At 50.5% G+C, this 23019-nt stretch carries 18 protein-coding genes; 9 read left to right on the forward strand and 9 right to left on the reverse strand.

Features of this window, described 5'->3' with window-relative positions:
- Positions 1 to 8 precede the first annotated feature (8 nt).
- From MKQ68_RS02400 to MKQ68_RS02420, 5 genes are read left to right on the forward strand one after another with little or no spacing between them, the layout of a single operon-like run.
- Positions 9 to 851, forward strand: a complete 843-nt coding sequence (locus tag MKQ68_RS02400; RefSeq protein WP_244836960.1) for a prephenate dehydrogenase — start codon at positions 9 to 11, stop codon at positions 849 to 851.
- A gap of 52 nt (positions 852 to 903) precedes the next feature.
- Positions 904 to 1992: a bifunctional 3-deoxy-7-phosphoheptulonate synthase/chorismate mutase type II gene (locus tag MKQ68_RS02405; RefSeq protein WP_264281921.1), complete on the forward strand. Its 1089-nt coding sequence runs from the start codon at positions 904 to 906 to the stop codon at positions 1990 to 1992.
- 8 nt (positions 1993 to 2000) lie between these two features.
- Positions 2001 to 3029: a 3-dehydroquinate synthase gene (gene aroB, locus MKQ68_RS02410; RefSeq protein ID WP_264281922.1), complete on the forward strand. Its 1029-nt coding sequence runs from the start codon at positions 2001 to 2003 to the stop codon at positions 3027 to 3029.
- Between the two features lie 22 nt (positions 3030 to 3051).
- A complete protein-coding gene (aroA, locus tag MKQ68_RS02415; protein ID WP_264281923.1) occupies positions 3052 to 4338 on the forward strand; it encodes a 3-phosphoshikimate 1-carboxyvinyltransferase in 1287 nt (428 codons plus the stop codon).
- 16 nt (positions 4339 to 4354) lie between these two features.
- Positions 4355 to 5350, forward strand: coding sequence for a chorismate synthase (locus tag MKQ68_RS02420; RefSeq protein WP_264281924.1), 996 nt, complete (start codon positions 4355 to 4357; stop codon positions 5348 to 5350).
- Positions 5351 to 5590: 240 nt separating this feature from the next.
- On the opposite strand, the gene bamJ is transcribed toward MKQ68_RS02420, so the two are convergent.
- From bamJ to MKQ68_RS02440, 4 genes are all read right to left on the reverse strand, one after another.
- The gene (gene bamJ / locus MKQ68_RS02425; RefSeq protein ID WP_349773805.1) at positions 5591 to 6301 is read right to left on the reverse strand and encodes a BamJ family beta-barrel-assembly machinery protein; all 711 of its coding nucleotides are present in this window, start codon (positions 6299 to 6301) and stop codon (positions 5591 to 5593) included.
- Positions 6302 to 6356: 55 nt separating this feature from the next.
- Positions 6357 to 7070, reverse strand: coding sequence for a DUF4488 domain-containing protein (locus MKQ68_RS02430; RefSeq protein WP_264281925.1), 714 nt, complete (start codon positions 7068 to 7070; stop codon positions 6357 to 6359).
- A 102-nt stretch (positions 7071 to 7172) separates the two neighbouring features.
- Positions 7173 to 9062, reverse strand: a complete 1890-nt coding sequence (locus MKQ68_RS02435; protein WP_264281926.1) for a CocE/NonD family hydrolase — start codon at positions 9060 to 9062, stop codon at positions 7173 to 7175.
- A gap of 77 nt (positions 9063 to 9139) precedes the next feature.
- Complete coding sequence (locus MKQ68_RS02440) at positions 9140 to 9427, reverse strand: hypothetical protein (RefSeq protein ID WP_264281927.1); 288 nt, start codon at positions 9425 to 9427, stop codon at positions 9140 to 9142.
- A gap of 61 nt (positions 9428 to 9488) precedes the next feature.
- On the opposite strand from MKQ68_RS02440, the gene MKQ68_RS02445 reads away from it, so the two are divergent.
- Positions 9489 to 9995 (forward strand): DinB family protein, encoded by a 507-nt coding sequence (locus MKQ68_RS02445; RefSeq protein WP_244836955.1) that lies wholly within the window; start codon positions 9489 to 9491, stop codon positions 9993 to 9995.
- Here the strand turns inward: MKQ68_RS02445 and MKQ68_RS02450 are convergent, their stop codons facing one another.
- The gene (locus MKQ68_RS02450; RefSeq protein WP_264281928.1) at positions 9996 to 12833 is read right to left on the reverse strand and encodes a TonB-dependent receptor family protein; all 2838 of its coding nucleotides are present in this window, start codon (positions 12831 to 12833) and stop codon (positions 9996 to 9998) included.
- Between the two features lie 296 nt (positions 12834 to 13129).
- Between MKQ68_RS02450 and MKQ68_RS02455 the strand changes: the two genes are divergently transcribed.
- Both MKQ68_RS02455 and MKQ68_RS02460 read left to right on the forward strand, forming a co-directional pair.
- On the forward strand, positions 13130 to 14128 hold the full coding sequence (locus MKQ68_RS02455; protein WP_264281929.1) for an SPFH domain-containing protein: 999 nt from the start codon (positions 13130 to 13132) through the stop codon (positions 14126 to 14128).
- Between the two features lie 23 nt (positions 14129 to 14151).
- Positions 14152 to 15249 carry a hypothetical protein gene (locus MKQ68_RS02460; RefSeq protein ID WP_264281930.1) on the forward strand — a complete coding sequence of 366 codons (1098 nt, stop codon included), beginning with the start codon at positions 14152 to 14154 and terminating at the stop codon, positions 15247 to 15249.
- 76 nt (positions 15250 to 15325) lie between these two features.
- Here the strand turns inward: MKQ68_RS02460 and MKQ68_RS02465 are convergent, their stop codons facing one another.
- The 3 genes from MKQ68_RS02465 to gcvP all read right to left on the reverse strand — a co-directional run bounded on the left by MKQ68_RS02465 (position 15326) and on the right by gcvP (position 20201).
- On the reverse strand, positions 15326 to 15826 hold the full coding sequence (locus MKQ68_RS02465) for a hypothetical protein (protein ID WP_244836950.1): 501 nt from the start codon (positions 15824 to 15826) through the stop codon (positions 15326 to 15328).
- Between the two features lie 647 nt (positions 15827 to 16473).
- Entirely contained in the window at positions 16474 to 17208 is a 735-nt protein-coding gene (locus tag MKQ68_RS02470; protein ID WP_244836948.1) for a hypothetical protein, read from the reverse strand.
- Between the two features lie 134 nt (positions 17209 to 17342).
- Complete coding sequence (gene gcvP / locus MKQ68_RS02475) at positions 17343 to 20201, reverse strand: aminomethyl-transferring glycine dehydrogenase (protein ID WP_244836947.1); 2859 nt, start codon at positions 20199 to 20201, stop codon at positions 17343 to 17345.
- Between the two features lie 1049 nt (positions 20202 to 21250).
- On the opposite strand from gcvP, the gene MKQ68_RS02480 reads away from it, so the two are divergent.
- Entirely contained in the window at positions 21251 to 21742 is a 492-nt protein-coding gene (locus tag MKQ68_RS02480) for a YkgJ family cysteine cluster protein (RefSeq protein WP_264281931.1), read from the forward strand.
- On the opposite strand, the gene MKQ68_RS02485 is transcribed toward MKQ68_RS02480, so the two are convergent.
- Positions 21739 to 22998: an MFS transporter gene (locus MKQ68_RS02485; protein ID WP_244836945.1), complete on the reverse strand. Its 1260-nt coding sequence runs from the start codon at positions 22996 to 22998 to the stop codon at positions 21739 to 21741. The genes MKQ68_RS02480 and MKQ68_RS02485 overlap by 4 nt on opposite strands.
- Between the last annotated feature and the right edge of the window lie 21 nt (positions 22999 to 23019).

Consider the following 23019-nt stretch of genomic DNA (forward strand, 5'->3'; position numbering starts at 1 on the left):
AAAAAGAAATGATCGCAACCGTAGTAGGAGTAGGTTTAATAGGCGGCTCGCTCGCCCTCAGCCTGAAGGAAAAAGGGCTGGCCAACTGGGTGATCGGGGTAGATAACAACGAAGAAAACCTGCGTAAAGCGCGCGAGTTGAACATCGTTGACGAAGCCACCTCACTCGAAGATGCGATGAACCGCTCGCAGCTGATCGTGCTGGCCATTCCGGTGGATGGTTTGCTGAAACTGCTGCCTTCTGTACTCGACAAAGTAAAGCCCGACCATGTAGTGATGGATGTGGGATCCACAAAAGATATTATCCTGCAACTCGTTGCCGGTCATCCCCAGCGTGGCCGCTTTGTAGCCGCTCACCCGATGGCCGGCACCGAGTATAGTGGTCCGGAAGCCGCCGTACGCAACCTTTTCACCAACAAAACCATGGTACTGTGCGATGTGAAGAACAGCGCAGAAGATGCCCTGGAGGTGATCGAAAATATGGTCGACAAGATAGGGATGCGCCTGGTGTACATGAATGCCGAAGAGCATGACCTGCATACGGCTTACATCTCCCACATCTCTCACATTACTTCTTTTGCTTTGGCGCTGACGGTGCTGGAAAAAGAGAAGGAACACGGCCGCATCTTTGAACTGGCCGCCGGTGGTTTCGAAAGCACGGTGCGACTTGCGAAAAGTTCTCCGGATATGTGGGTGCCTATCTTCAAACATAACCGCAGCAATGTGCTGGACGTGCTGGACGAACACATTAACCAGCTGCAACAGATGAAAGGATTACTCGAAAGTGAAGACTACGAAGCTTTTTACAAGCTGATCCAGAAATCGAACAAGATCAAAAAGATACTTAAGTAAGCATAAACCTTTAATAACAAACACTTTTCTTAAATTACACACACTTTTTCATATGGAACAGATCTTAGCTAACACGAAATTCGGTGATCCTACTTCTGATAAAAAGCCGCTGATCATTTCAGGTCCGTGCAGTGCAGAAACGGAAGAACAAACATTGGCCACAATGCAGGCCCTCGCAAAAACTGGTAAAGTAGACGTTTTACGTGCCGGTATCTGGAAACCCCGCACCCGTCCCGGTTCTTTCGAAGGCATCGGTACAAAAGGTTTGCCCTGGTTACAGAAAGCGAAAGAACTGACAGGTTTGCCGGTAACGGTGGAAGTAGCTACCGCTAAACAAGTAGAAGATGCCCTGCACTTCGGTGTTGACATCCTCTGGATCGGTGCGCGTACTACGGTAAACCCATTCTCCGTACAGGACATCGCCGACGCGTTAAAAGGCGTAGACGTTCCCGTACTGATCAAAAACCCCATCAACCCTGACCTGGAACTGTGGATTGGCGCAGTAGAAAGGATCCAGAAAGCGGGTATTAAAAAAGTCGGCCTGATTCACCGCGGCTTCTCCAGCTACGGTAATACTGAATACCGCAACGCCCCCATGTGGCACCTGGCGATCGAACTGAAACGCCGTCACCCTGAATTACCGATGATCTGCGATCCGAGCCACATCAGCGGCCGCCGCGACATCCTGCAGGCTGTTTCGCAGGAAGCGATCGACCTGGATTACGACGGTCTGATGGTAGAAACACACGTTGATCCGGATGCAGCCTGGAGCGATGCGAAACAACAAATCACACCAGAGAAATTTGCAGAACTGCTGGACGGTATCGTATGGCGCCGCGAGCACACCGACCGTAATGAGTTCAACTCCGCGCTGGATAAACTGCGTGCGCAGATCAACCAGATCGATGATGAGATCATGCTGCTGCTGGGCAACCGTATGAAAATCGCTGAGAAGATCGGTGCTTACAAAAAAGAAAATAACATCACTATCCTGCAAACGAACCGCTGGAACGAGATCCTGGAGCGCAACATCACGAAGGGCGATAAACTCGGCCTGAGCAAAGATTTCATCCTGAAATACTTCGATGCAGTACACCTGGAATCCATCAACCGCCAGAATAAGGTGATGAACGAACAATAAATCAACAAATGACAACAACGTTATCATACAAGTTCCAAACACAACAGACAGACTATTACCTAAACGCTGATTTGCAGCAACTGGACAAATACGTGGATAAAACACGCAGCATCCTGTTACTGGACGAAAATGTGGACGAGCATTATGGCGAAACGCTGAAGGGCTGGCGCAAGCTGGTAATTCCCGATGGCGAGGAGCATAAGTCGATGGAAGTAGTGGAGCAGGTGATTAACGGACTGATAGAACTGGAAGCCGACCGTAAAACCATGCTGATAGGCATCGGTGGCGGTATGGTGACCGACATGACAGGATTTGCCGCCAGCATTTATATGCGCGGCATTCCTTTCGGGTTTGTGCCTACCACGCTGCTGGCGCAGGTAGATGCAGCTATCGGCGGCAAAAACGGGGTAAGCCACGGCATGCATAAAAACATGCTGGGTACGATCAATCAACCCAAATTCATTTTCTTCGATTATTCGCTGCCTTCTACCATGCCTGATGATGAATGGCATAACGGTTTTGCGGAGGTCATTAAGTACGCGGCCATACAGGACGCAGCGCTGTTCAATTACCTGGAAGAGAACAGGGAACTGGCGCTGAACCGATCTGTGGAAGTGCTGCAGTTTTTGGTAGAACGTTCCGTTCAGATCAAAACGAAAATTGTACTGGAAGATGAGTTTGAAAACGGATCGCGCCGCTGGCTGAACTTTGGTCATACGTTAGGCCATGCAGTGGAAAAGATCGAAGGCATTGCGCATGGACGGGCTGTGGCCATTGGGATGGTGGCTGCCGCCAAGTTTTCGGAGAAGCTGAAAGGCTTGCCTACCGAACATACCAACCGGCTGATAAGGCTGATCAACGATTACCATTTGCCGGTAACATTAACATCGGACAGGGAGCAGGTGTTTAACATCTTTAAGCTGGACAAAAAGCGGGAGAAGGATTTTATCCATTTCATCCTGCTGGAAGAGATCGGGAAGGCGGTTACGCATCCTATACTGATCGACGACCTGAAGCAACTCCTGGACGAATTGTAAAGCGTAACACAAAAACACAAGCATGAAAGTAAAAGTATCACCCGCAGCCATCAAAGGTATAGTGACCGCCAATCCCTCCAAAAGCGCTATGCAGCGTGCGGTAGCGGCGGCTTTGCTGGCTAAGGGCACCAGCATTATCCGCAACCCGGGCCTCAGTAACGACTGCCTGGCCGCGTTGGACGTAGCGGGCAGGCTGGGAGCCACCGTGGTGAAAAAAGACGATCATTATGAAATTACGAGCAACGGTGTTGCCCCCGTATCTGCCGAAATCAATTGCGGCGAATCCGGTTTGGGCATCCGTATGTTCACACCCATAGCCGCGCTGGCGACGCAACCTCTCACCATTGTTGGACATGGCAGCCTGGTAACAAGGCCTATGGACTTCTTTGAAGAGGTGTTGCCGAAGCTTTCGGTAGACTGTAAAACGAATGATGGTAAACTGCCGCTCAACATCACTGGCCCGTTGAAGGCAAATGATGTGGAGATCGACGGTTCACTCAGCTCCCAGTTTCTCACCGGCCTGCTGATGGCCTTTGGTAGTGTAGCCGAAAAGGCGACCATTACGGTGAAAGACCTGAAGAGCAAACCTTACATCGCACTCACCCTGCAACTGATGGAGCACTTTGGTGTGAAAGTGGAAAATGACAACTTCGAACGTTTCCATTTTACCAGCAGGCAATCATATAGCGCTGTTGAATACACGGTGGAAGGCGACTGGAGCGGTGCGGCTTTTCTGCTGGTAGCTGCAGCCGTAGCCGGTAGGGCAGAAGTAAAACACCTGAATACACAGTCGGCCCAATCGGACAAAGCGATCATCCAGGCGCTGGAAAGCGCGGGTGCGCAGATCATGCCCGGGCTGTACACGGTGATCATTGCCAACAACGGCGAGTTAAAACCTTTTGAGTTTGATGCGACCGATTGTCCGGACTTGTTTCCGCCGCTGGTGGCGCTGGCAGCGAACTGCAAAGGCGTAACCAAAATTGCGGGTGTAAGCAGGCTGGCACATAAGGAGAGCGATCGTGGACTTACCCTGCAGGACGAGTTTGGCAAGATGGGCATCCGCATCGACCTGGATGGTGACCTGATGTACGTGCACGGGGGTACCGGTATTAAAGGTGCAGCGGTGCATTCGCGCAACGATCACCGTATTGCCATGGCTTGCGCTGTTGCTGCGTTAACAGCCGATGGCGATGTAGAAATCGAGAATGCGGAAGCGATTAATAAGTCGTACCCCGAGTTCTTCGATCACCTTGCGCAGTTGGGTGCAAAGGTAGAAGTGACCAGCGCGGAAAAGGCATTGAACCACTAAAAACAAAGAGATTAGTATGAACAGTTTTGGCAGAATATTCAGGGTAAACGTATTCGGCGAATCGCACGGCGAATGCGTAGGTGTAAACATCGATGGCGTACCGGCCGGCCTGCCGTTAAAGCAGGAAGACTTTCTGCCGGACCTGGAGCGTCGTAAAGCGGGTGCAAAGGGTACTACGCCGCGTAAGGAAGATGATTTGCCGTTCCTGAAATCCGGTGTGTTTAAAGAACATACGACCGGTGCGCCGATCACGATCTTGTTCGAAAACAATAATACGCGCAGCACCGACTACGACAAGCTGCGCGAGTTTCCGCGTCCCGGCCACGCCGACTTTGTAGCCAGCCATAAATACGGCGGCTTCGAAGACTTTCGTGGTGGCGGACACTTTAGTGGTCGTTTGACCCTCAACCTGGTAGCAGCCGGTGTGATCGCTAAAAAGATACTTGGCGACAACATCCAGGTGAAAGCGACGATCAAAGAGATTGGCGGCCTGCCCGATCCTGAAAAGGGGCTGGAAGCTGCTATCGCTGCCAAAGACTCTGTAGGCGGCATCGTGGAGTGTGTGGTAGAAGGGTTGCCTATGGGACTTGGCGAGCCATTCTTCGATTCGGTGGAGTCTAATATTGCGCACGCCGTGTTTGCCATCCCTGCGATCAAGGGTATTGAGTTTGGTGCAGGCTTTGCCGCGGCGAAGATGAAAGGTGTTGAGCATAACGACGCCATCATTGACCCCAGCGGTAAAACGGCCACCAACAATGCCGGTGGCGTGGTAGGTGGTATTACGAATAACAATCCGCTCGTATTCCGCGTAGCTGTGAAGCCTACTTCCAGCACGCCGAAAGATCAGCAAACGCTGAACATCACGACCGGTGAGGTAGGTACTTTCAGCGTAAAAGGCCGCCATGACCTCTGCATCGCTTTGCGTGTGCCTGTGGTATTGGAAGCCGTAACTGCAATGGTACTGGCCGATTACATGTTACTGGACCAGCAACGGCCCAGGATCTGGAAATAAGAAAAGTGTTTGTAAATAGCAAAGGCGCCTGGTATTAACCGGGCGCCTTTTTTTGATGGGGGAGAGACGAAGACTGAGGCGGATGTTTGCTTCGCGCTGCTCGCAATGAAGGGGGCAGGCGTTCGTCTTTTTTACGCGTCATTGCGAATGAAATGAAGCAAACCTCCGCTTCCGTCTTCGCTATAAAAGAAAAAACCGCCTCCCTTCCGGAAAGCGGTCTCCTATCGTAATAACGTTCATTTACTTCACGATCTCCAGCAACTCCACCTCGAATACAAGGGCGCTGCCGGGCTGGATTTTCGCGCCTGCCTGGCGTTCGCCATAGGCGAGGTCGGCGGGCAGGAAGAGTTTCCATTTAGAGCCTACGGGCATCAGTTGGAGCGCTTCTGTCCAGCCGGCGATTACGCCATTCACCGGGAAAGTAGCGGGTTCGCCTCTTTCTACGGAGCTGTCGAACACGGAGCCGTCAACCAGCATGCCATGGTAGTGCGTTTTAACGCGGTCGGTCGCCTTTGGAATAGCGCCGGTGCCGTGTTTAATAATGGAATATTGCAGGCCGCTTGGGAGTGTGATTACACCCGCTTTCGCCTTGTTTTCCGCCAGGAATTTTTCGCCGTCGGCTTTGTTTTTGGCTAATTTCTCCGCTTTCATTTTCTGCAGGTATTCTGATATAGACATAGAAACTTGTTGTTGCGTAAGCAGTGTATCCTTGCCCGCCAGGCTGAAGTTAAGTGCTTTAATAAACACGTCGACGTTCAGGCTGTCGAGGCCCTGGTTTTTAATGGAGGCACCAATATCCTTGCCAAGTGCAAAGCTAAGGGTATCCATACCATTTTGAAGCAGGGGTTTAGGAGGCTCGGGAGCCACGGTGGCTGCCGGAGTGATCTTTTTTGTGCAGGCTTGCAGGGATAGTACGCTAAGGGCGCCGATAATCAGGCTATTCTTAATCATAAGGTGATAAAATTTCGGTGCAATATAAGCGCAAAATCCAATATTAGCCAGCCTTTTACTTTGTACGCGTCCAGATCTCCGAAATTTTATCCCCCTTGGAACTCAATCCGCTATGATGCCAGTTGTCGCCATCGAGCTTGCCGTCGAAGCTGAGCGACATGCCTACACGGCTGCTGTCGCGGGAGAAGAACTCAATATTTTCGGTGTATTTGCCGTCTTTGAACGTATACGTGCCGCCGCCCGTACCGAAGAACTCACCCGTTTCAATATTGATCGCCGCCCACTGGAAGCGGCTGCCGGAAAGTATTTTCAAGGTCCTGCGCGGTGCCAGGGTGATCGGGTTCATTTTGCCTTCCTGCTCGCGTTGTGAGATGCGCCAAACACCCTGTAATGGTGCTTTGCCGTCGTCAATACGCGTCCATTCCTGGGTGTCGCCGTCTACGGTGATCTGCAGGTCGCTGCCCGTTACTTTAAAGCCCGCCTGGAAGGTTTGTCCGACGAGGTTTTTATCCTCGGTGTTGAATTCCATTACCACTTCCAGCATACCATTCCCTGCATCTTTATACTTGCCGCCCAGGCTGCTGTAAAAGGCTTTGGAGTCTTTGTCGAAGGCACTTTGCATAAAGTAATCGTCAGTGATAACGAGCGTTACGGTAGCACTGCCACCGTTTTTCATTTGCCAGGCACCTTTGATGGATTGCGCCGTAGCAGCATGCGTGAATAAAAGTGTGCACAGCAACAGGCACAACATGGAGAAAATGCGTTTCATGCGTTTATGGGTTTTAACGTGAATAGACTAAAGATACATTAAACCAAAAGAAAACAGCCCTTCACCGGGTGGCAAAGGGCTGCATTTCACGATTATTTATCATCACTTCAGGATGGGGAGTATAATGCGGGATGGATGCACTGCATCGTGCAGGATGCGTACCTGCGCTTTGCGGAAATCGCTGTCCTTCGCGGTGTATATGTCCATAAACTGTTGTGGGTTGCGGTCTGCGATCGGGAACCAGCTGCTTTGCACCTGGATCATGAGGCGGTGGCCTTTTTTGAAAGTGTGCGCTACGTCCGGCAGGGTGAACTTCACCTCCGAAGGTGTGTTGGGCACAAACGCTTCCGGCTTTTCGAAGCTGTTACGGAACTTGCCACGCATGATCTCACCGCGAACGAGCATCTGGTAACCGCCCACCGGGTAAGTGCTGGAAGGTACGCGACGGTGTTCGCTGTCGGCATCTTCCGTATAACGGAAATCATCCGGGAATACGTCGATAACTTTTACTACGAAATCGGCGTCGGTGGTGCTGATGCTGGCGAACAGGTCGGCCACTACCGGGCCTGCCAGGGTCATATCTTCAGTGAGGATGTCTGTCTGAAACACCAGTACGTCCGGCCTGCGGGCAGCGAAGCGCTGATCGTCGGTCATGTAATTGATGGTGCGGTTAAAATGCACATCCTCCGTATATGGTACGGGTTTGGCCGGATCGCTGATGTATTCGGATGCGCTGTTCGCTGCGGTAGGTTTGGAGAAAGAGAGCTTTCCGTTCTCGCCAAGATAAACCGGTTGAGATGCCTGCGCCATTGGCCATTTCGGTAACTGGCGCCATTCGTTTTCGCCGGTGAAGAAGATTGTCGCTTCGGCAATCTTTGGCTCGGTGCCTTTGCCTTTCAGGTAGTAGTTGAAGAAGGGTACTTCCACGTTCTTTTGATACCATTCGGCGGTGTTGCTGCCGAAACGCACATTACCGAGGTGACCGCCATCTGCAGATGCCCACTGACCATGATACCAGGGGCCCATCACGATACGGTTGTTCGTTTTAGGGCTCAGTTGCTCAATGGCCTGGTAAGTACTCCAGGCGCCGAAGCAGTCCTCCGCGTCGAAAGTACCGCCTACCGTGAGCATCACCGGTTTAACGTCTTTGGTGAAGTTACGCACGTTGCGCGCTTTCCACCAGGCGTCGTAGTTGCCATGGGCCATCAGGTCTTTCCAGAACAGGATGCTGTCGCCCATCAGCTTTGAAAAGTTGCTGAGCGCACCGGTTTCCAGGTAAAACTTGTAGTTGTCGCGGTTCGGGAAGTTGAATCCGTCGGGGCCGGTAGTTGTTGGTGCGGGTCTTGGTTTGCCGAAGGAGCTGTAGAAGCTGAAAGCATCTGCCAGCATGAAGGCGCCGTTGTGGTGGAAGTCGTCGCCCTGGAACCAGTCGGTTACCGGTGCCTGCGGGCTTACCGCCTTCAATGCCGGGTGATTGCTGAGCGCAGCCATGGTGGAGTAGAAGCCGGGATAGGAGATGCCGAATACGCCTACACTGCCATTGTTCCCTTTGATGTTTTTCATGAGCCAGTCGATCGTATCGTAAGTATCGCTGGCCTCGTCTATATCTTTTTTAGATTTTTTATTCGGGTTGAAGGGACGCACATCTTCGAACACCCCTTCACTCATCCAGCGGCCACGTACATCCTGTGAAACATAGATGTAGTTTTCGCGCAGATACGTGTTTAAGTAGCGGCGGTACAACGGGGCATACTGGTTTTCGCCGTATGGCGCGCAGGAATAGGGTGTGCGCGTCATCAGCACCGGGTGTTTTTCGCTTTGATCTTTAGGCAGATAAATAGAGGTGAACAGTTTTACGCCGTCGCGCATGGGGATGTACACTTCCTTCTTCGTATAATGTTCCCGGAACCAGAGGGAATCCGCGTTTACCTGTGCGGTAACGGCGGGGGTGAGGCTTAACAGCCCTGCGGCTGCGAGCAGCCACTTCTTCATAAACAGCATGTTTTAGATTTTGCCTGCACAAAATAGACAAAAGCGTTATGGCAGCCCCGCGAATTTATATGAATGGCTTATGGCTTTTTATCACTGCGCGTGAGCAGCAGGATAATACGGAAGATGATCAGATATACGAAATGCGCAACCAGCGCCAGCATAGGCACGCCCATGATTAAAAACATGATGGCCATGTAAGCAGGTAAACTGGGCCACAGTACGATCGTGAAAAAGATCCAGTAACCAAACAGCGACAGCATGAATGCTTCCGACATCATCCGTTGTTTTTTGCGCAGCAGGAAAAAGATCACCAGGTGTACCAGGAACGGGATAAGAAAGATGAAATCGAAAGTGATAAGGTCCATATGCTCAAAGATAGGCGTTTACACTTCTTGTAAAACGCGTAAATTCGCAAAAAATTGAGTCATGCCCAAACCATTGCCAACAGACTTTAACCCCTTTTACGGCACTTATGTACACCTCGTACCCCAACACGAAGCCCTGGAGGCCATCGTTACCAATACTTCGCAGGTGGTACGATTCTTTCAATCCATACCGGTAGACAAACAACATTACGCTTACGCGCCCGGCAAGTGGACGATTAAACAGGTGCTGCAACACATCACCGATGCGGAGCGCATCTTCGCCTATCGTGCTTTACGGTTTGTACGTGCCGATGAAACCCCGTTGCCCGGCTGGGAAGAGAACGATTATGCTGCCCATGCGCGGGTAGATCATCTTCACTGGAACGACATGATCGACGAGTTTTTACATGTGCGCAAGGCGTCCGAGCATCTTTACAAACATCTGAACGAGGCGGAATTGGCGCGCAGTGGTACCGCGAACAATAGTTTCATTACAGTGAATGCGCTGGGGTTTGTGATACCGGGGCATGCGCTGCATCATATGAAAGTGATCGAAGAGCGGTATTAATCAGAACCGCATATTCCGTCCGCCCTTGCCTGCTTTACGCGCAGGCGCCACGCCACCAAAGCTGCTGATGTTATACGTGAACGACAGCATAAAATACTGCTGCACGATCATGACCTGGGAATCTTCAATGTAGTCCTGCGTGATGTTCCGGCGTGCCGCGATGTTCTGGTTCAGCAGGTCATATACACTTACTTTCAGCGTGCCCCGGTCATTCTTCAGGAACATGCGCGATACAGACATGTTCCATAAAGTCACGTCTTTACGGTAACCGGGAGCCATGTTGGTATTGTACGTATAGTTCAGGTCATTTTCCCATACAAACTTTGCAGGCCAGAACAATGCGGAATACAGCGTAACCCCATGCACCAGCGCATCACCGCTTTGCAGGTTGCTGATGGAATAATCAGTTTTACGATAATTAATGCGATAGCCGGGGCTAAAGTCGAGCACTTCTTTATAAGTATAACTTACGTTCAGGGAAGCGCCAGGATTGATGGTTGTGGTCTCGTTACGGAGGATAGGCTTACCGGGCTGGCTGCTGAAGCTTACACTTTTATTTACCGACGCGTTCAACGAGCCGTTGATGCGCAGGGAGTAATCTTTCTTCCTGATAGATTTGGATGCGTAAGCCCACATGCTCGATGAGTACGTACCACCCACATTCACCGGGCGCGCATACTGCACAAAAGCGCTATCGTACGTGGTTTGCATCACGATCGCATTACTGGTGGGAGAGATGCCGAGGTTAAGGCCATAATTGAATCCCTTGGCAGGCGAAAAAGCCGTCATGCCGGTAGAAAAGTTATGCGTGAACGCAGTCTTAAGGTCCGGGTTACCGAGGTTCACAAACAAACGGTTCGTATTATCGCGCACAGGTTGCAACTCGTTGATGGTAGGCTGCCTGCTGTAAAAGTTATAGCCGAAGTTGATCATGAGCCTCGGAGAAAACCGGTAACTGAATCTGGTAGTAGGCGTAAATGTTTGCTGGCGCTGTGTAATAGAATCGTTACGGGTGTACGAGTAATTCTTTAATGTATTATACTGCATCCCTCCACCAATCGTAGCATTAAACTTTTCACCACTGTAGTCGAACGATAACTGAGGCCGTTGCTGGATGTTGATGTTACGGAACTTATCGCTGAAGGCAGAGTCCAGGTTGTCGAACTTGCCCGTATTCTCATCCAGGTTATACGTTTGCCGGTCCGACCGGTTAAGGCCGTAACTGAAACGGTAGGCGACGATCATCTTCCAGGTCTCGCTCAGTGGTTCGGTATAGGTGACGTTGGCCGTGTAGCCCTGATTGTTACCTGTGCTGCGCGTATGCTGGTTGCTGATGCCCGTGGAATCACGGTCCGGGTAACGGAAAAAGTTCTCCGATTCGAGGTACTGGTCATTGTTGTTATTGCTGTACGTTTGCCCCAGTTCCACCGACAGGTTACGCCCTTTGCGGTTTAGTATTTTTACCAGGCTGATATTGTTGTTGAAGTTAAGTACATCGTTGATCGAGCGGTTTTGCATGTCCGATGAGTTGGCGAGTGAGCCGTCGGACTTATGCGTGGAGCTCCTGCTCAGCGACAGGCCCGAGCCGTAGGTGCGGTCCAGGTTGGGCGTCAGGATGAGCGTGGTAAACGAGTCGATCGAGTACGTAAAGGTCATGTTGAGCCGGTCATTGTTCGCATACGAGCGGCGGCTGCGCGTTTCATCAAGCGTATTTGCATTTTCGGTATTGGTAAACTGGCGGCGTGAGGAGCTTTCGGTACGCGTATCCGCATAATTATAAAAGTAGCTGCCGCCCACCTGAAGGCTTTTGCTCCACTCGTCGTTGTAGTTCACACCGGCCATTGCGATATTACGTACGCCGTCTCCACCAACACCGCCTACATTCAACCCATTCACGTTAACGGAAGCCGAACCGGACGTGCTCGTATTTATACTTACAGAACTGCCGCCAGAGCGTTTACCGCCCTGCAGGCCCATCAGATCTTCAATGGAAAACCCCGTATTATTCAGGTTATTGCTGGAGGCCAGGAAGCTTAACTGCTGCTTCGGTGAAAACCGGTTGAGCAGCGTATTTACATCGTACCGGTGCTGCGTGCCTGCGCCGGCTGTGATGCGGCCGAACAATCCTTTCTTTTTATCTTCCTTTAAGGTGATATTGATCGTTTTATCTTCCCCATCCGTTTTTTGCCCGGTAAGCTGTTGTACTTTGGATTTCGTATCTACCACCTGTATCTTATCTACAATCTCTTTGGGAAGATTCTTCGTAGCGATCTTCGGGTCGTTACCAAAAAACTCTTTACCATCCACCAACACCCGCGATACCTTTTTGCCATTTACCTTGATGGAGCCATCAGCCTCCACTTCCACACCCGGCAGCTTCTTAAGCAGGTCTTCCACCACCGCATTCGGTTTGGTTCGGAAGGAAGATGCATTGAACTCCAGCGTGTCGTTCTTGATCGTGATTGGGGGCTTTTCGCCCTCTACCACCACTTCGCCCAATGCACGGGAAGAGGGGGCAAGAATGATAGTGCCCAGGTCTGCCGACGCATCACCTGTCTTCATCACCTTCCGGTACTGTTTATAACCTGTGTACGATACCAGGAATACGAACGTCTGCCCCTTGGGTAACGACTCCAGCTTAAACACGCCCTTGTGATCGGTGAGGGTATAGGTGAAAAGAGTACTGTCTTTCGCATCATTGACCGCCACCGTGGCCAGTTCAAGTATTTCCTTCGTGGTAGAATCGACGACCTTTCCGGTCCAGCTAACTTTGGATTGCGTATACCCCTGCAGATGCAGGAAGAGGGACAGGATAACAAGGAGGAAAAAACGCGGCATGTGTTTAGACTGGTTTGTGTTACAATATTACGAACTTTTCGTAATAATCCTATTTATTTAGTTGGAAGGAGTTTTTAAGGGATGATCGGATTACGAATTATGCTAATAACGCGCTTTAGGAAGCGGCATTGCGTTTCACGTGTTTATTTTTAACATAATTAGTTTGAATGGCCCGCCTGACGTGTCGAAGCGATATGAAGCCGATACTATACGGGTAAAAAACATCTCATCAACACACAACTTATTCGTATATTTTCACGCGTTTGTTTACCATTAAAATCTAAAACCTCCGCACCATGGGCATCTTTGATTTTATCAAGAATGAATTTATAGAAGTCATCGACTGGGTCGATGATACGAACGATACGGTGATTTATAAATTCCCTGACAAGGGCAATAAGATCATGAATGGCGCGCAGCTCACCGTGCGGGAAAGCCAGGTGGCCGTGTTGATGAACGAGGGGGAATTTGGGGACGTGTATATACCGGGCAGGCATGAACTGCGCACGAGCAACATGCCCATCACCACTACGCTTAAAAGCTGGAAGTACCTGTTCGATTCGCCTTTTAAGGTAGATGTGTTCTTCGTGAGCACAAAGTTTTTTACTAACCTGAAATGGGGTACATCGAACCCTGTGATCGTGCGCGACCCGGTGTTTAAACAGGTGCGCCTTCGTTCGTTTGGTACCTATACCATGCGCGTGGTCGATCCTAAAAAGTTTATCAGCCAGTTCGCAGGTACGCATCCATGGGTGCGCATCGATACGGTGAGCGAGCAGCTGCGGAATACGATCATCAGCCGCCTGGCGGAGGGACTGGCAGAAGCGGGTATTTCCGTGTTAGACCTGGCCGCGAACTTTACAGAGATCGGTGAGAAGCTGAAGCCAGTGTTTCAGACAGAGTTTGCACAATGGGGAGTGGAGCTGGGACAGTTCTATATCGAGAACGTTACGTTGCCGGAAGAGGTGGAGAAGATGCTGGACAAAACGACGCAACTCAACATGCTCGGCGACGACCTGCAGCGTTTTAACCAGATGCAGGGCGGTATCGCGATCGAGAAGATGGCAGATAATCCGGGTGCTGCCAACACTGCCGGCTTAGGCGCAGGGGTGATCCTCACGAACATGTTACAACAGCAGCAACAGCAACCCGCACAACCGAATGCGGGACCTGCCGGCGAAACGAAAGAGCAGCTGGTAGAACTGCTGAAGAAACTGGGCGAACTGAAAGCCTCCGGGTTACTCACAGAAGAAGAATTTAACCAGAAAAAGGCCGACATCCTGGGACGGCTGTAACACGCTTATCCCTGTTAAATATCATGGAACAGCCATCTTTAGAGAAAAAAGATCCATTGCTGTTGTTTCCCTGCCCGGGTTGTAACGCGCAGTTACATTTCGATCCGGGTGGGCAGCAGCTGGAGTGCGAACATTGTGGAACACGGGTAGCCATCGAGCGGGGCACAGACCAGATACGGGAAAACAACCTGCATCGCCAGATGGTAGAGAATACCGATCCTGCCACCACCATCGAGCAGCAGGTATATAAATGCAACCGCTGCTCGGCCGAAACGATCTTCACGTCCGAAACGCCTACCTTCATTTGCGCCTTCTGCAACTTCGAGGTAGTGAACCCGGTGGCGTATAAAACGCGCATCATTCAGCCTTCGGGGATCATCCCGTTCGTGGTCGACAAACAACAATCCGTTTCCATCTTTAAAACCTGGTTGGGCAAAGGCTTCTGGGCACCCAATGACCTGGCGCAATTTGCCAGGCAGGATGCGCTGCACGGCATGTATCTCCCGTTCTGGACGTACGACGCGCAAACCAATAGTCACTGGACGGGCTACGGCGGCCGTTACTACTGGGAAACCGAATATTTCAACGATGCACAGGGCAAACGCCAGAGCCGCCAGGTCCGTCGTACCGAGTGGATCTATCGCAGCGGCACATACGACCGCTTCTTCGACGATGTGCTGATCGGCGGCACCAATGAACTCACGCAACAGGAGTGTTACAGCATCTTTCCCTACGACCTTAAAGCGCTCATCAACTTCGATGCCCGTTACCTTTCCGGCTGGCAGGCCGATGTGTACGATGTGGCTGTCGGGGAAGGCTACACGCAGGCGGAAGCCATCATGCGCGATGCGATCCACGACGCCTGTGCCGAACAATGCCGCATCGATACGTACCGCGATCTGAATGTGAACACGCAGTATTCCGCACAAACCTATAAACATGTATTGCTGCCGATCTGGCTATGCTCTTACTTCTATAAAAACAAAAAATACCACTTCCTGGTAAACGGACAAACAGGCCGTATTCATGGTAAGAAGCCGGTATCTGCAGGGAAGGTAGTGTTGGCGGTGTTGCTGGCGCTGATTGTTGTTGCTGGTATTATTTACGCGGGGAATCAATAGTAAGATGACTTGTCTGTTCGCAAGGCATTGTTGCGCTTAGGATATGGGCGAAAACGTAGTAGGGGAGGATTGGTGGTTAAAGCTTCTCCGAAGCAACCAGTTCGGGGTTAAGTTCACTTATCGAAATTGAGTTATTAGTAATCGCATCTTTTATCAGGTCTTTGAGTTGTTTCCTGGTATAGGTCTGAAAGGTTGTAGGTGAACTAAAGCAATGCAATATCAGATCTTTCACTGCGCCAAGTTTGTTATACGTTAATGAAGAAATGTCCTGATGAAGTTTTACCAGTGAGGTAATGGTTGTATCTCCATCAGTCGGGGTTAACTGTAACCCTTTGTTTTTGATGTCGTCTTCGTTGATTACAACTATATAAATAGTACTTAGTTTTACCGCGCAGGCTCCCGTAACCAAGGCAAGTATAGCTTTTTCAAGATCCGAAAGACTATCTATCCGCCACACGGAAAGGTCATTGTTGGTGGTCTTAAGGCAAATGGTGATCGCATCAGCTGATACATCTCCATTCGCATCTTTTAGCTGATCCCATTTTGCGCGATTAATTCTCCTTACTACGAACGGCATAGAAGTTCTTCTTCAATGTCTTTAATGACTTGATTTATATAGTTTTGAAGCCACTCGCATTCCACGGACGTCTTACGCAGAATGTCCAAACTAGTTTCTGATCCCCAGTTTTCAAGTATCCTCACGCCGAGCTCCTTTGCCTCAAGGTTTTTGTGAGTTAGTGCGGAAAGAGCCATGATTTGTCCGATTGATCCAATTATCTCTTCATCCAGGCTCTCAAGCACCCGTAATATTCCGAGAAATATTTTTTCATCACTCGCAAAATATCGGGTGTATAAATTACTAAACCAGATGGAAGTAGCAGCAGCATTTTTTGAATAGTGTTGCTGGAATATCTTTGAGCATTCTGTTCGCCGCCCATATTCTACATCTTCATACTTTAAGAGATACGAACATGGGCGTTACATGCTCGTCCAGGAATTGGATTTGTTTATTGTTTAAATAATTTAAGTCCGGGATATAGTTGGTGGCGTAGTCATTAGGCTCGTTTGCGACAGGTAAGGAATAAGTACCCGGTGAGCCCGTTTCATTAGGTGCCGACCAGTTGTAAGAAAAACTTGAAGGAAAAGCGTCATTCAGCTGCGTTAATCGCTCAGCATGCGTAATTGTTGGCTGCAAATTCAAGTTTGTATAATGATAGAAGTTCATTATTCTGATAATGTTTGTATATGTTCCGAAACGATTTTTTCTTCCGTGGTAAGCACCTGTTCTAGGAAGCTTACGATGTTTTCCTGACTGAATCGGTATCCGTGATTATCCTGGTGCGTATTGATATCAACTATTGTTAGCAGCCCGTCAACCATAACATCCTGATTATTCTTCCTCATCATAGCTTTCTGCCAAAGCGACTCTACAGAAATATTGAGTCGTTCAGTAGCGGGTATATTGATGGTATCCCTGACTACAATTTTATGAACGCATTCGACGGGTGGTTTTTGCTTTAAAAAAGGAAGCGTATTTAATGCCTTATCTGTAAAAGATCTAAGGTCGATAGAAGTGATGGCTGTTTGCGTCACAAATCCTATCCGCTTATGGGTTTTATTAAACTTTGAGTTTATCCTGGCAATCATTTCAATCGTTTCCTTAATAAAAGTAGACTTGTCCGGCATCTCCATCGTCCCAACATTGACATTCGTTTGATAGATGTCTATCCGTTCCACCCCAAAAATTATCTGTACGCCTCTGTCGGTTGAAATCAGTTGAAATCTGTTTGCATTTTGACCAAACTGATTTTCTCCATGTCTGATTTCACTATAGTAACTCGGCAATAAACCTTTGTCCTTAAATGCATCTAAAAAGTATTGAATGTTATCAAGACTAGGCGTAATATCCTCGTAGCTACCGAAAAGAGCAACCTGGTATCTTATATTTTGAACGTCCATTGGGAATGTTATGTGGCTAGAAACTAAAGTTATCGAAATTTAATGAATCCCTGACACGCATTTCGCGTTACTTTCGTCAAATAAAAAAGGGGCTGACCACACGGTCAGCCCCTCTTTTATTATAACTATTTTAATTACGCCTCCGCATACGCACTCACAGGCTCGCAAGTACATATCAGGTTCCTGTCGCCATGGGTGTTATTCACACGGCTTACAGATGGCCAGAATTTATTCACTTTTACATACTCCAGCGGGAACGCTGCCTGTTGGCGGCTGTACGGCTTGTCCCACTCGTCAGCAGTAATTACGAACTGGGTGTGAGGCGCGTTTTTCAGCACGTTGTTGGCTTTGTCTGCACGACCTTCTTCAACCGCACGAATCTCTTCGCGGATAGACAGTAATGCGTCGCAGAAGCGGTCCAGCTCGTCTTTATCTTCAGACTCAGTAGGCTCGATCATGATGGTGCCGGCCACCGGGAAGCTCATGGTAGGAGCGTGGAAGCCATAGTCCATCAAACGTTTTGCTACATCTTCTGCCTCGATGCCTGCCGTAGCTTTGAACGGACGCAGGTCCACGATGAATTCGTGTGCGCAGGTACCGTTAACGCCGGTGTACAGGATGTCGAAGTCGTTCTGCAACCTCGCTTTCATATAGTTTGCATTCAGGATCGCGTATTCAGTGGCTTTGCGCACACCAACGTTACCGAGCATACGAATATATGCGTAGGAGATAAGCAGGATGCTCGCACTGCCGAACGGCGCTGCGGATACTGCGTTACCGGCTTTACCATCCTGCAGGTGCACGTGCGAAGGCAGGAACGGTGCCAGGTGTTTCGCTACACAGATAGGGCCCATGCCAGGACCGCCGCCACCGTGAGGAATTGCGAAGGTCTTGTGCAGGTTGAGGTGACAAACGTCGGCGCCAATGAGGCCGGGAGCCGTTAAGCCTACCTGTGCGTTCATGTTCGCACCATCCATATATACTTGTCCACCATGCTGGTGAATGATGTTGCAGATGTCTTTTACACTCTCTTCGTAAACGCCGTAAGTGCTCGGGTAAGTGATCATGATACCGGCCAGGTTGGCGGCATGCTGTTCAGCCTTCGCTTTAAGGTCAGCTACGTCGATGTAACCGTTGTCGTGTGCTTTTACGATCACCACTTTAAAGCCGGCCATCACCGCGCTCGCAGGGTTGGTACCGTGTGCGGAGATCGGGATCAGCATCACGTTACGGTGACCTTCGCCGCGGCTTTCGTGGTATTGTTTGATCACCAGCAGACCCGCATACTCGCCCTGTGCACCACTGTTAGGTTGCAGGCTGCAGGCGTCGAAGCCGGTAATGACAGAAAGGTATTGGCTCAGTTCATCTACGATCTGCATGTAACCAGCTGCCTGTGCGATAGGCGCAAACGGGTGCATTTTGCTCCAGTGTGCCCAGCTCAGGGGAATCATTTCGGTCGCTGCATTCAGTTTCATGGTGCAGGAGCCGAGGCTGATCATGGAAGTATTGAGGGAAAGATCTTTATTCTCAAGGAACTTGATGTAACGCATCATCTGCGACTCGCTGTGGTGAGTATTAAACACCGGGTGCAGCAGGTAAGCGGAAGTACGGATAAGATCAGCAGGAATCACCGCTTCGTTCTTCGTATCCGAAACACCAATGTGGCCACCGTTAAACAATGCCAGTACATTGTTCAGGTCTTTCAGGCTGGTGGTTTCGTCCAGTGAAATGCCTACAATGTTGCCTTCATAACGGAAGTTGATGCCGGCTGCTTCTGCTTTGCTGCGCAGGGCGGCAACGTCGGCTATTTCCAGGCTGATGGTATCGAAGAAAGTATCGTTCAGCACTTTAACGCCGGCAGCTTTCAGTTTGGATGCCAGTGCGGCGGTGAGCAGGTTTACACGGGTAGCGATGTGCGCCAGGCCTTTAGGACCGTGGAACACAGCGTACATAGCGGCCATGTTCGCCAGCAACGCTTGTGCTGTACAGATATTGGAAGTTGCTTTTTCACGTTTGATGTGCTGCTCGCGTGTTTGCAGCGCCATGCGCAGTGCGCGGCCACCGTTAGCGTCGATGCTTACACCAATGATACGGCCGGGAATGGCACGTTTAAATTCATCTTTGGTAGCAAAGAACGCAGCGTGCGGTCCGCCAAAGCCCAACGGAACGCCGAAACGCTGAGCGGAACCGATAGCAGCATCGGCACCCAGTTCGCCCGGAGGCGTGAGCAGTGTAAGCGCCAGCAAGTCGGTAGCCATGGCTACGTAAGCGCCTGCCGCGTGTACGTTATCGATAAAGGTGCGGTAGTCGTGTACGTTACCTTTAGTGTCAGGATATTGCAACAGTGCGCCGAAGTAAGTTTCGTCGATGCCGGCAGTAGCGAAGTCGCCTACCACTACTTCGATGTTCAGCGGCGTAGCGCGGGTTACCACTACGTCGAGCGTTTGTGGCAGCACGTTCGCATCTACAAAGAATTTCGGACGTACGAGGTGGTCATGATCGCGGTTTAATGCGCTGAAGAACATGGCCATCGCTTCAGCCGCAGCCGTAGCTTCGTCCAGCAGGGAAGCGTTGGTGATCGGCAGGGCCGTCAGGTCGCTTACCATGGTCTGGTAGTTCAACAGGCTTTCGAGGCGGCCCTGGGAAATTTCGGCCTGGTAGGGCGTGTACTGCGTGTACCATCCCGGGTTTTCGAACACATTACGCAGAATTACGCTGGGCGTAATGGTGTCGTAATAACCCTGACCGATATAGTTTTTAAATACCTTGTTTTTGAGGGATACTTCTTTTAGGTGGCTCAGGTAATCGTGCTCACTCATCGCATGCGGAATGTCCAGCGCACCTTGCATACGAATAGACGCCGGTACTGTTTTGCTCACCAGCTCCTCAATGCCCGCTTCCCCAATCGTATGGAGCATTTTACGGGTTTCTGCTTCGTTCGGACCGATGTGACGGTGAACAAATTCATTTTGTTGAATATCCAATAAATTCATTATACAAGCAGGTATTATTAGAAAAGAATGCGCAAAGCTATAACCTTTTTACCCAACAGCCAAAAGGCGCCCCGCCATGTGGAAACAGTGGTGATAAACCGATTGTTCGGCGAGTGACTTTTGTCATAGAAGTGTTATTGGGCCCTTACCGTCACCGCTCTCCCCAGCCCCCGTTGTGTCACTCCCTTGTACCCCATCTCTACATTCTCCCGCTCATATGTTAATCAAAACCCAGGTCAACCATAATATTTAAAGGGCAACGAAAGGGCAACGAAAGGGGTAGGAAAGGGAAATGGTCGGATTTTGGGTTAAAATACTATCAGGTTACGCGCCTCCGCTTACCCGTTCCCGTCATCGCGAATGCCGTTTAAGCGAACCTCCGCATTAGTCTCCGACCATTTTCCCGTCATCGCGAATGCCGTTTAAGCGAACCTCCGCATTAGTCTCCGACCATTTTCCCGTCATCGCGAATGCAATGAAGCGAACCTCCGCTTTAGTCTCGGTGGCAGTAAGGCTGGCAGCCTGAACTACCATTGCGAAGACCGCACACGAGGGTGGCCGCGCTTCGCTCGCCATGACGGATATTGAGAATCCCATGAAGGGTAGGGAGCATCCGATGATGATATGGCGATCCCATGTCGCAAACGGAAATCGCTACGCCGGGAAGGGGAAATACCGCTGAAGGGAGTGACCTTTACATTTGTGCCGATGAGGCGAATCCACGAAGTGGATAGCATCGCTTCCTCCGTCATCGCGACTGCAATGAAGCGAACCTCCGCGTTAATCTTCGCGGCGATAGGTCGGCAGCCATTAACTACTTGTACGAAGACTGCATACGAGGGTGGCCGCGCTTCGCTCGCCATGACGGATATTGAGAATCCCATGACGGGTAGGGAGAATCCCATGATGATATGGCGATCCCATGTCGGAAAGGGAAATCGCTACGCCGGGAAGGGGAAATACCGCTGAAGTGAGTGACACAACGGGGGCTGAACAGAGAGGCAAAAGCTGGTGCCATAATTTATTTACCTTTGCACAAAATCTGGTTAATGTCGGGCATATTGGACAAGTGGGAGCTGCGTGCGAAGGAGCAGCAGAAGGCTAACAAGCAGTTCCTGCAAAAAATGCAATTGAAAAAGGGAAAGGGGGCGGAGCGACTGCTGCCCGATCTGCATGAGGAGGCGTTCGAAAAGATCGACTGTCTGCAGTGTGCCGGGTGCTGTAAAACCATTAGTCCGCGCTTCAAAACGCCGGATATTAAACGCATTGCCAAATACCTCGGCCTCAAAGAGTCGGTGTTCATCGAAACGTACCTCCGCCTCGACTCCGACGGGGATTATGTGGTGAGAAGCAGTCCCTGCCCGTTCCTGGCCGCCGATAATACCTGTAACATCTACGACATGCGCCCCGGCGACTGCCGCAATTACCCCTATACGGACAGTGATGAGTTCTTCAAACGTCCGACCACGACTTATCTGAACAGCACGATTTGTCCGGCTGTATTCTACGTACTGGAGCGGCTTCGCGCCAAAGTCGGTTAATCTTTCTTATCAGGATGTAAATCGAGGTTTCGCATGGCGGGCGATATGATGTACGTGGTAATCACTACGCCTAACGTCACGCATCCGCCAAATACCACCGACCTTACCGTACCCAGCAACTTCGCTGCGAGGCCACTTTCGAAGGCGCCTAACTCGTTACTGCTGCCGATAAACATCGAGCTTACGGAGGATACGCGGCCGCGCATGTCGTCGGGTGTTTTCATCTGTAAAATGGTTTGGCGGATGTTTACGCTGATGCCATCGAGCATGCCGCTCATAAACAGCGCCAGGAGCGAAAGCGGGAACCAGGTGGATACGCCGAATACGATCATCGCAATACCAAACCCAAACACGGCTGCCAGCAGTTTAATACCGGGTTTGTTAACCAGTGGCCGGTAGGCGAGGATCAACATCGTAAGACAGGCACCTACAGCCGGCGCGGCGCGCATCAGTCCGTACCCTTGCGGGCCTACGTGTAAAATATCTTTCGCATAAATGGTAAGAATGGCCACGGAGCCTCCGAACAGCACGGCGAACATGTCGAGCGTCATGGCGTTGAGTACGACTTTGGTCTTCCACACGAACTTTAATCCGGCGCTGAGCCGTTGTGCTACCGATTCGCCGGTTTCCTTGTAGTGTACGGGTTTGGGTTTGATTTGCAGGAGCGACAGGAAGGGGAGCAGGAGGATGCCGACGACGAGCAACATGGTCCAATGCACGCCCATCCAGAAGATGCACAGTCCGCCGAGTGCAGGCCCCATAATACCGCCCACCTGCCAGGCGGAGGTGCTCCAGGTAATGCCATTGGTAAGCGCTTCGCGCGGTACCACCAGCGATAACATGGTGAAGGTGGCCGGTGCCACGAACGCGCGTACAATGCCGCCGCAGAAAACCATCAGGTATACGAGTAATACTACATGCTGTTTATCGATCCCTGCCACGGCACGGTCCCAGGTGAGCAGGAACAACGAGGTACTGATAACGAAGTAGGCGGCCAGGCATTTGAGCAGGATGCCGCGCTTCTCCCGTTTGTCGACAATATTACCGGCAAACAGTGCCAGGCTAAAGGAAGGAATGATTTCGGCCAGACCGATGAATCCCAGCGAAAGCGGGTCGTTGGTGAGTTCATACACTTTCCATTCTATCACAGCGAATTGCATCGAGAGGGCAAAGATCACGGCAAAGCGGATCACCAGGAAGTACTTGAATTCAGGCACTCTTAACGATGCGTACGGGTCTCGTTTAATCGTCTCCAATCTCTTAGTTTTTACTTGAAA

This window comes from Chitinophaga horti (genome assembly GCF_022867795.2).
GTDB lineage: Bacteria > Bacteroidota > Bacteroidia > Chitinophagales > Chitinophagaceae > Chitinophaga > Chitinophaga horti.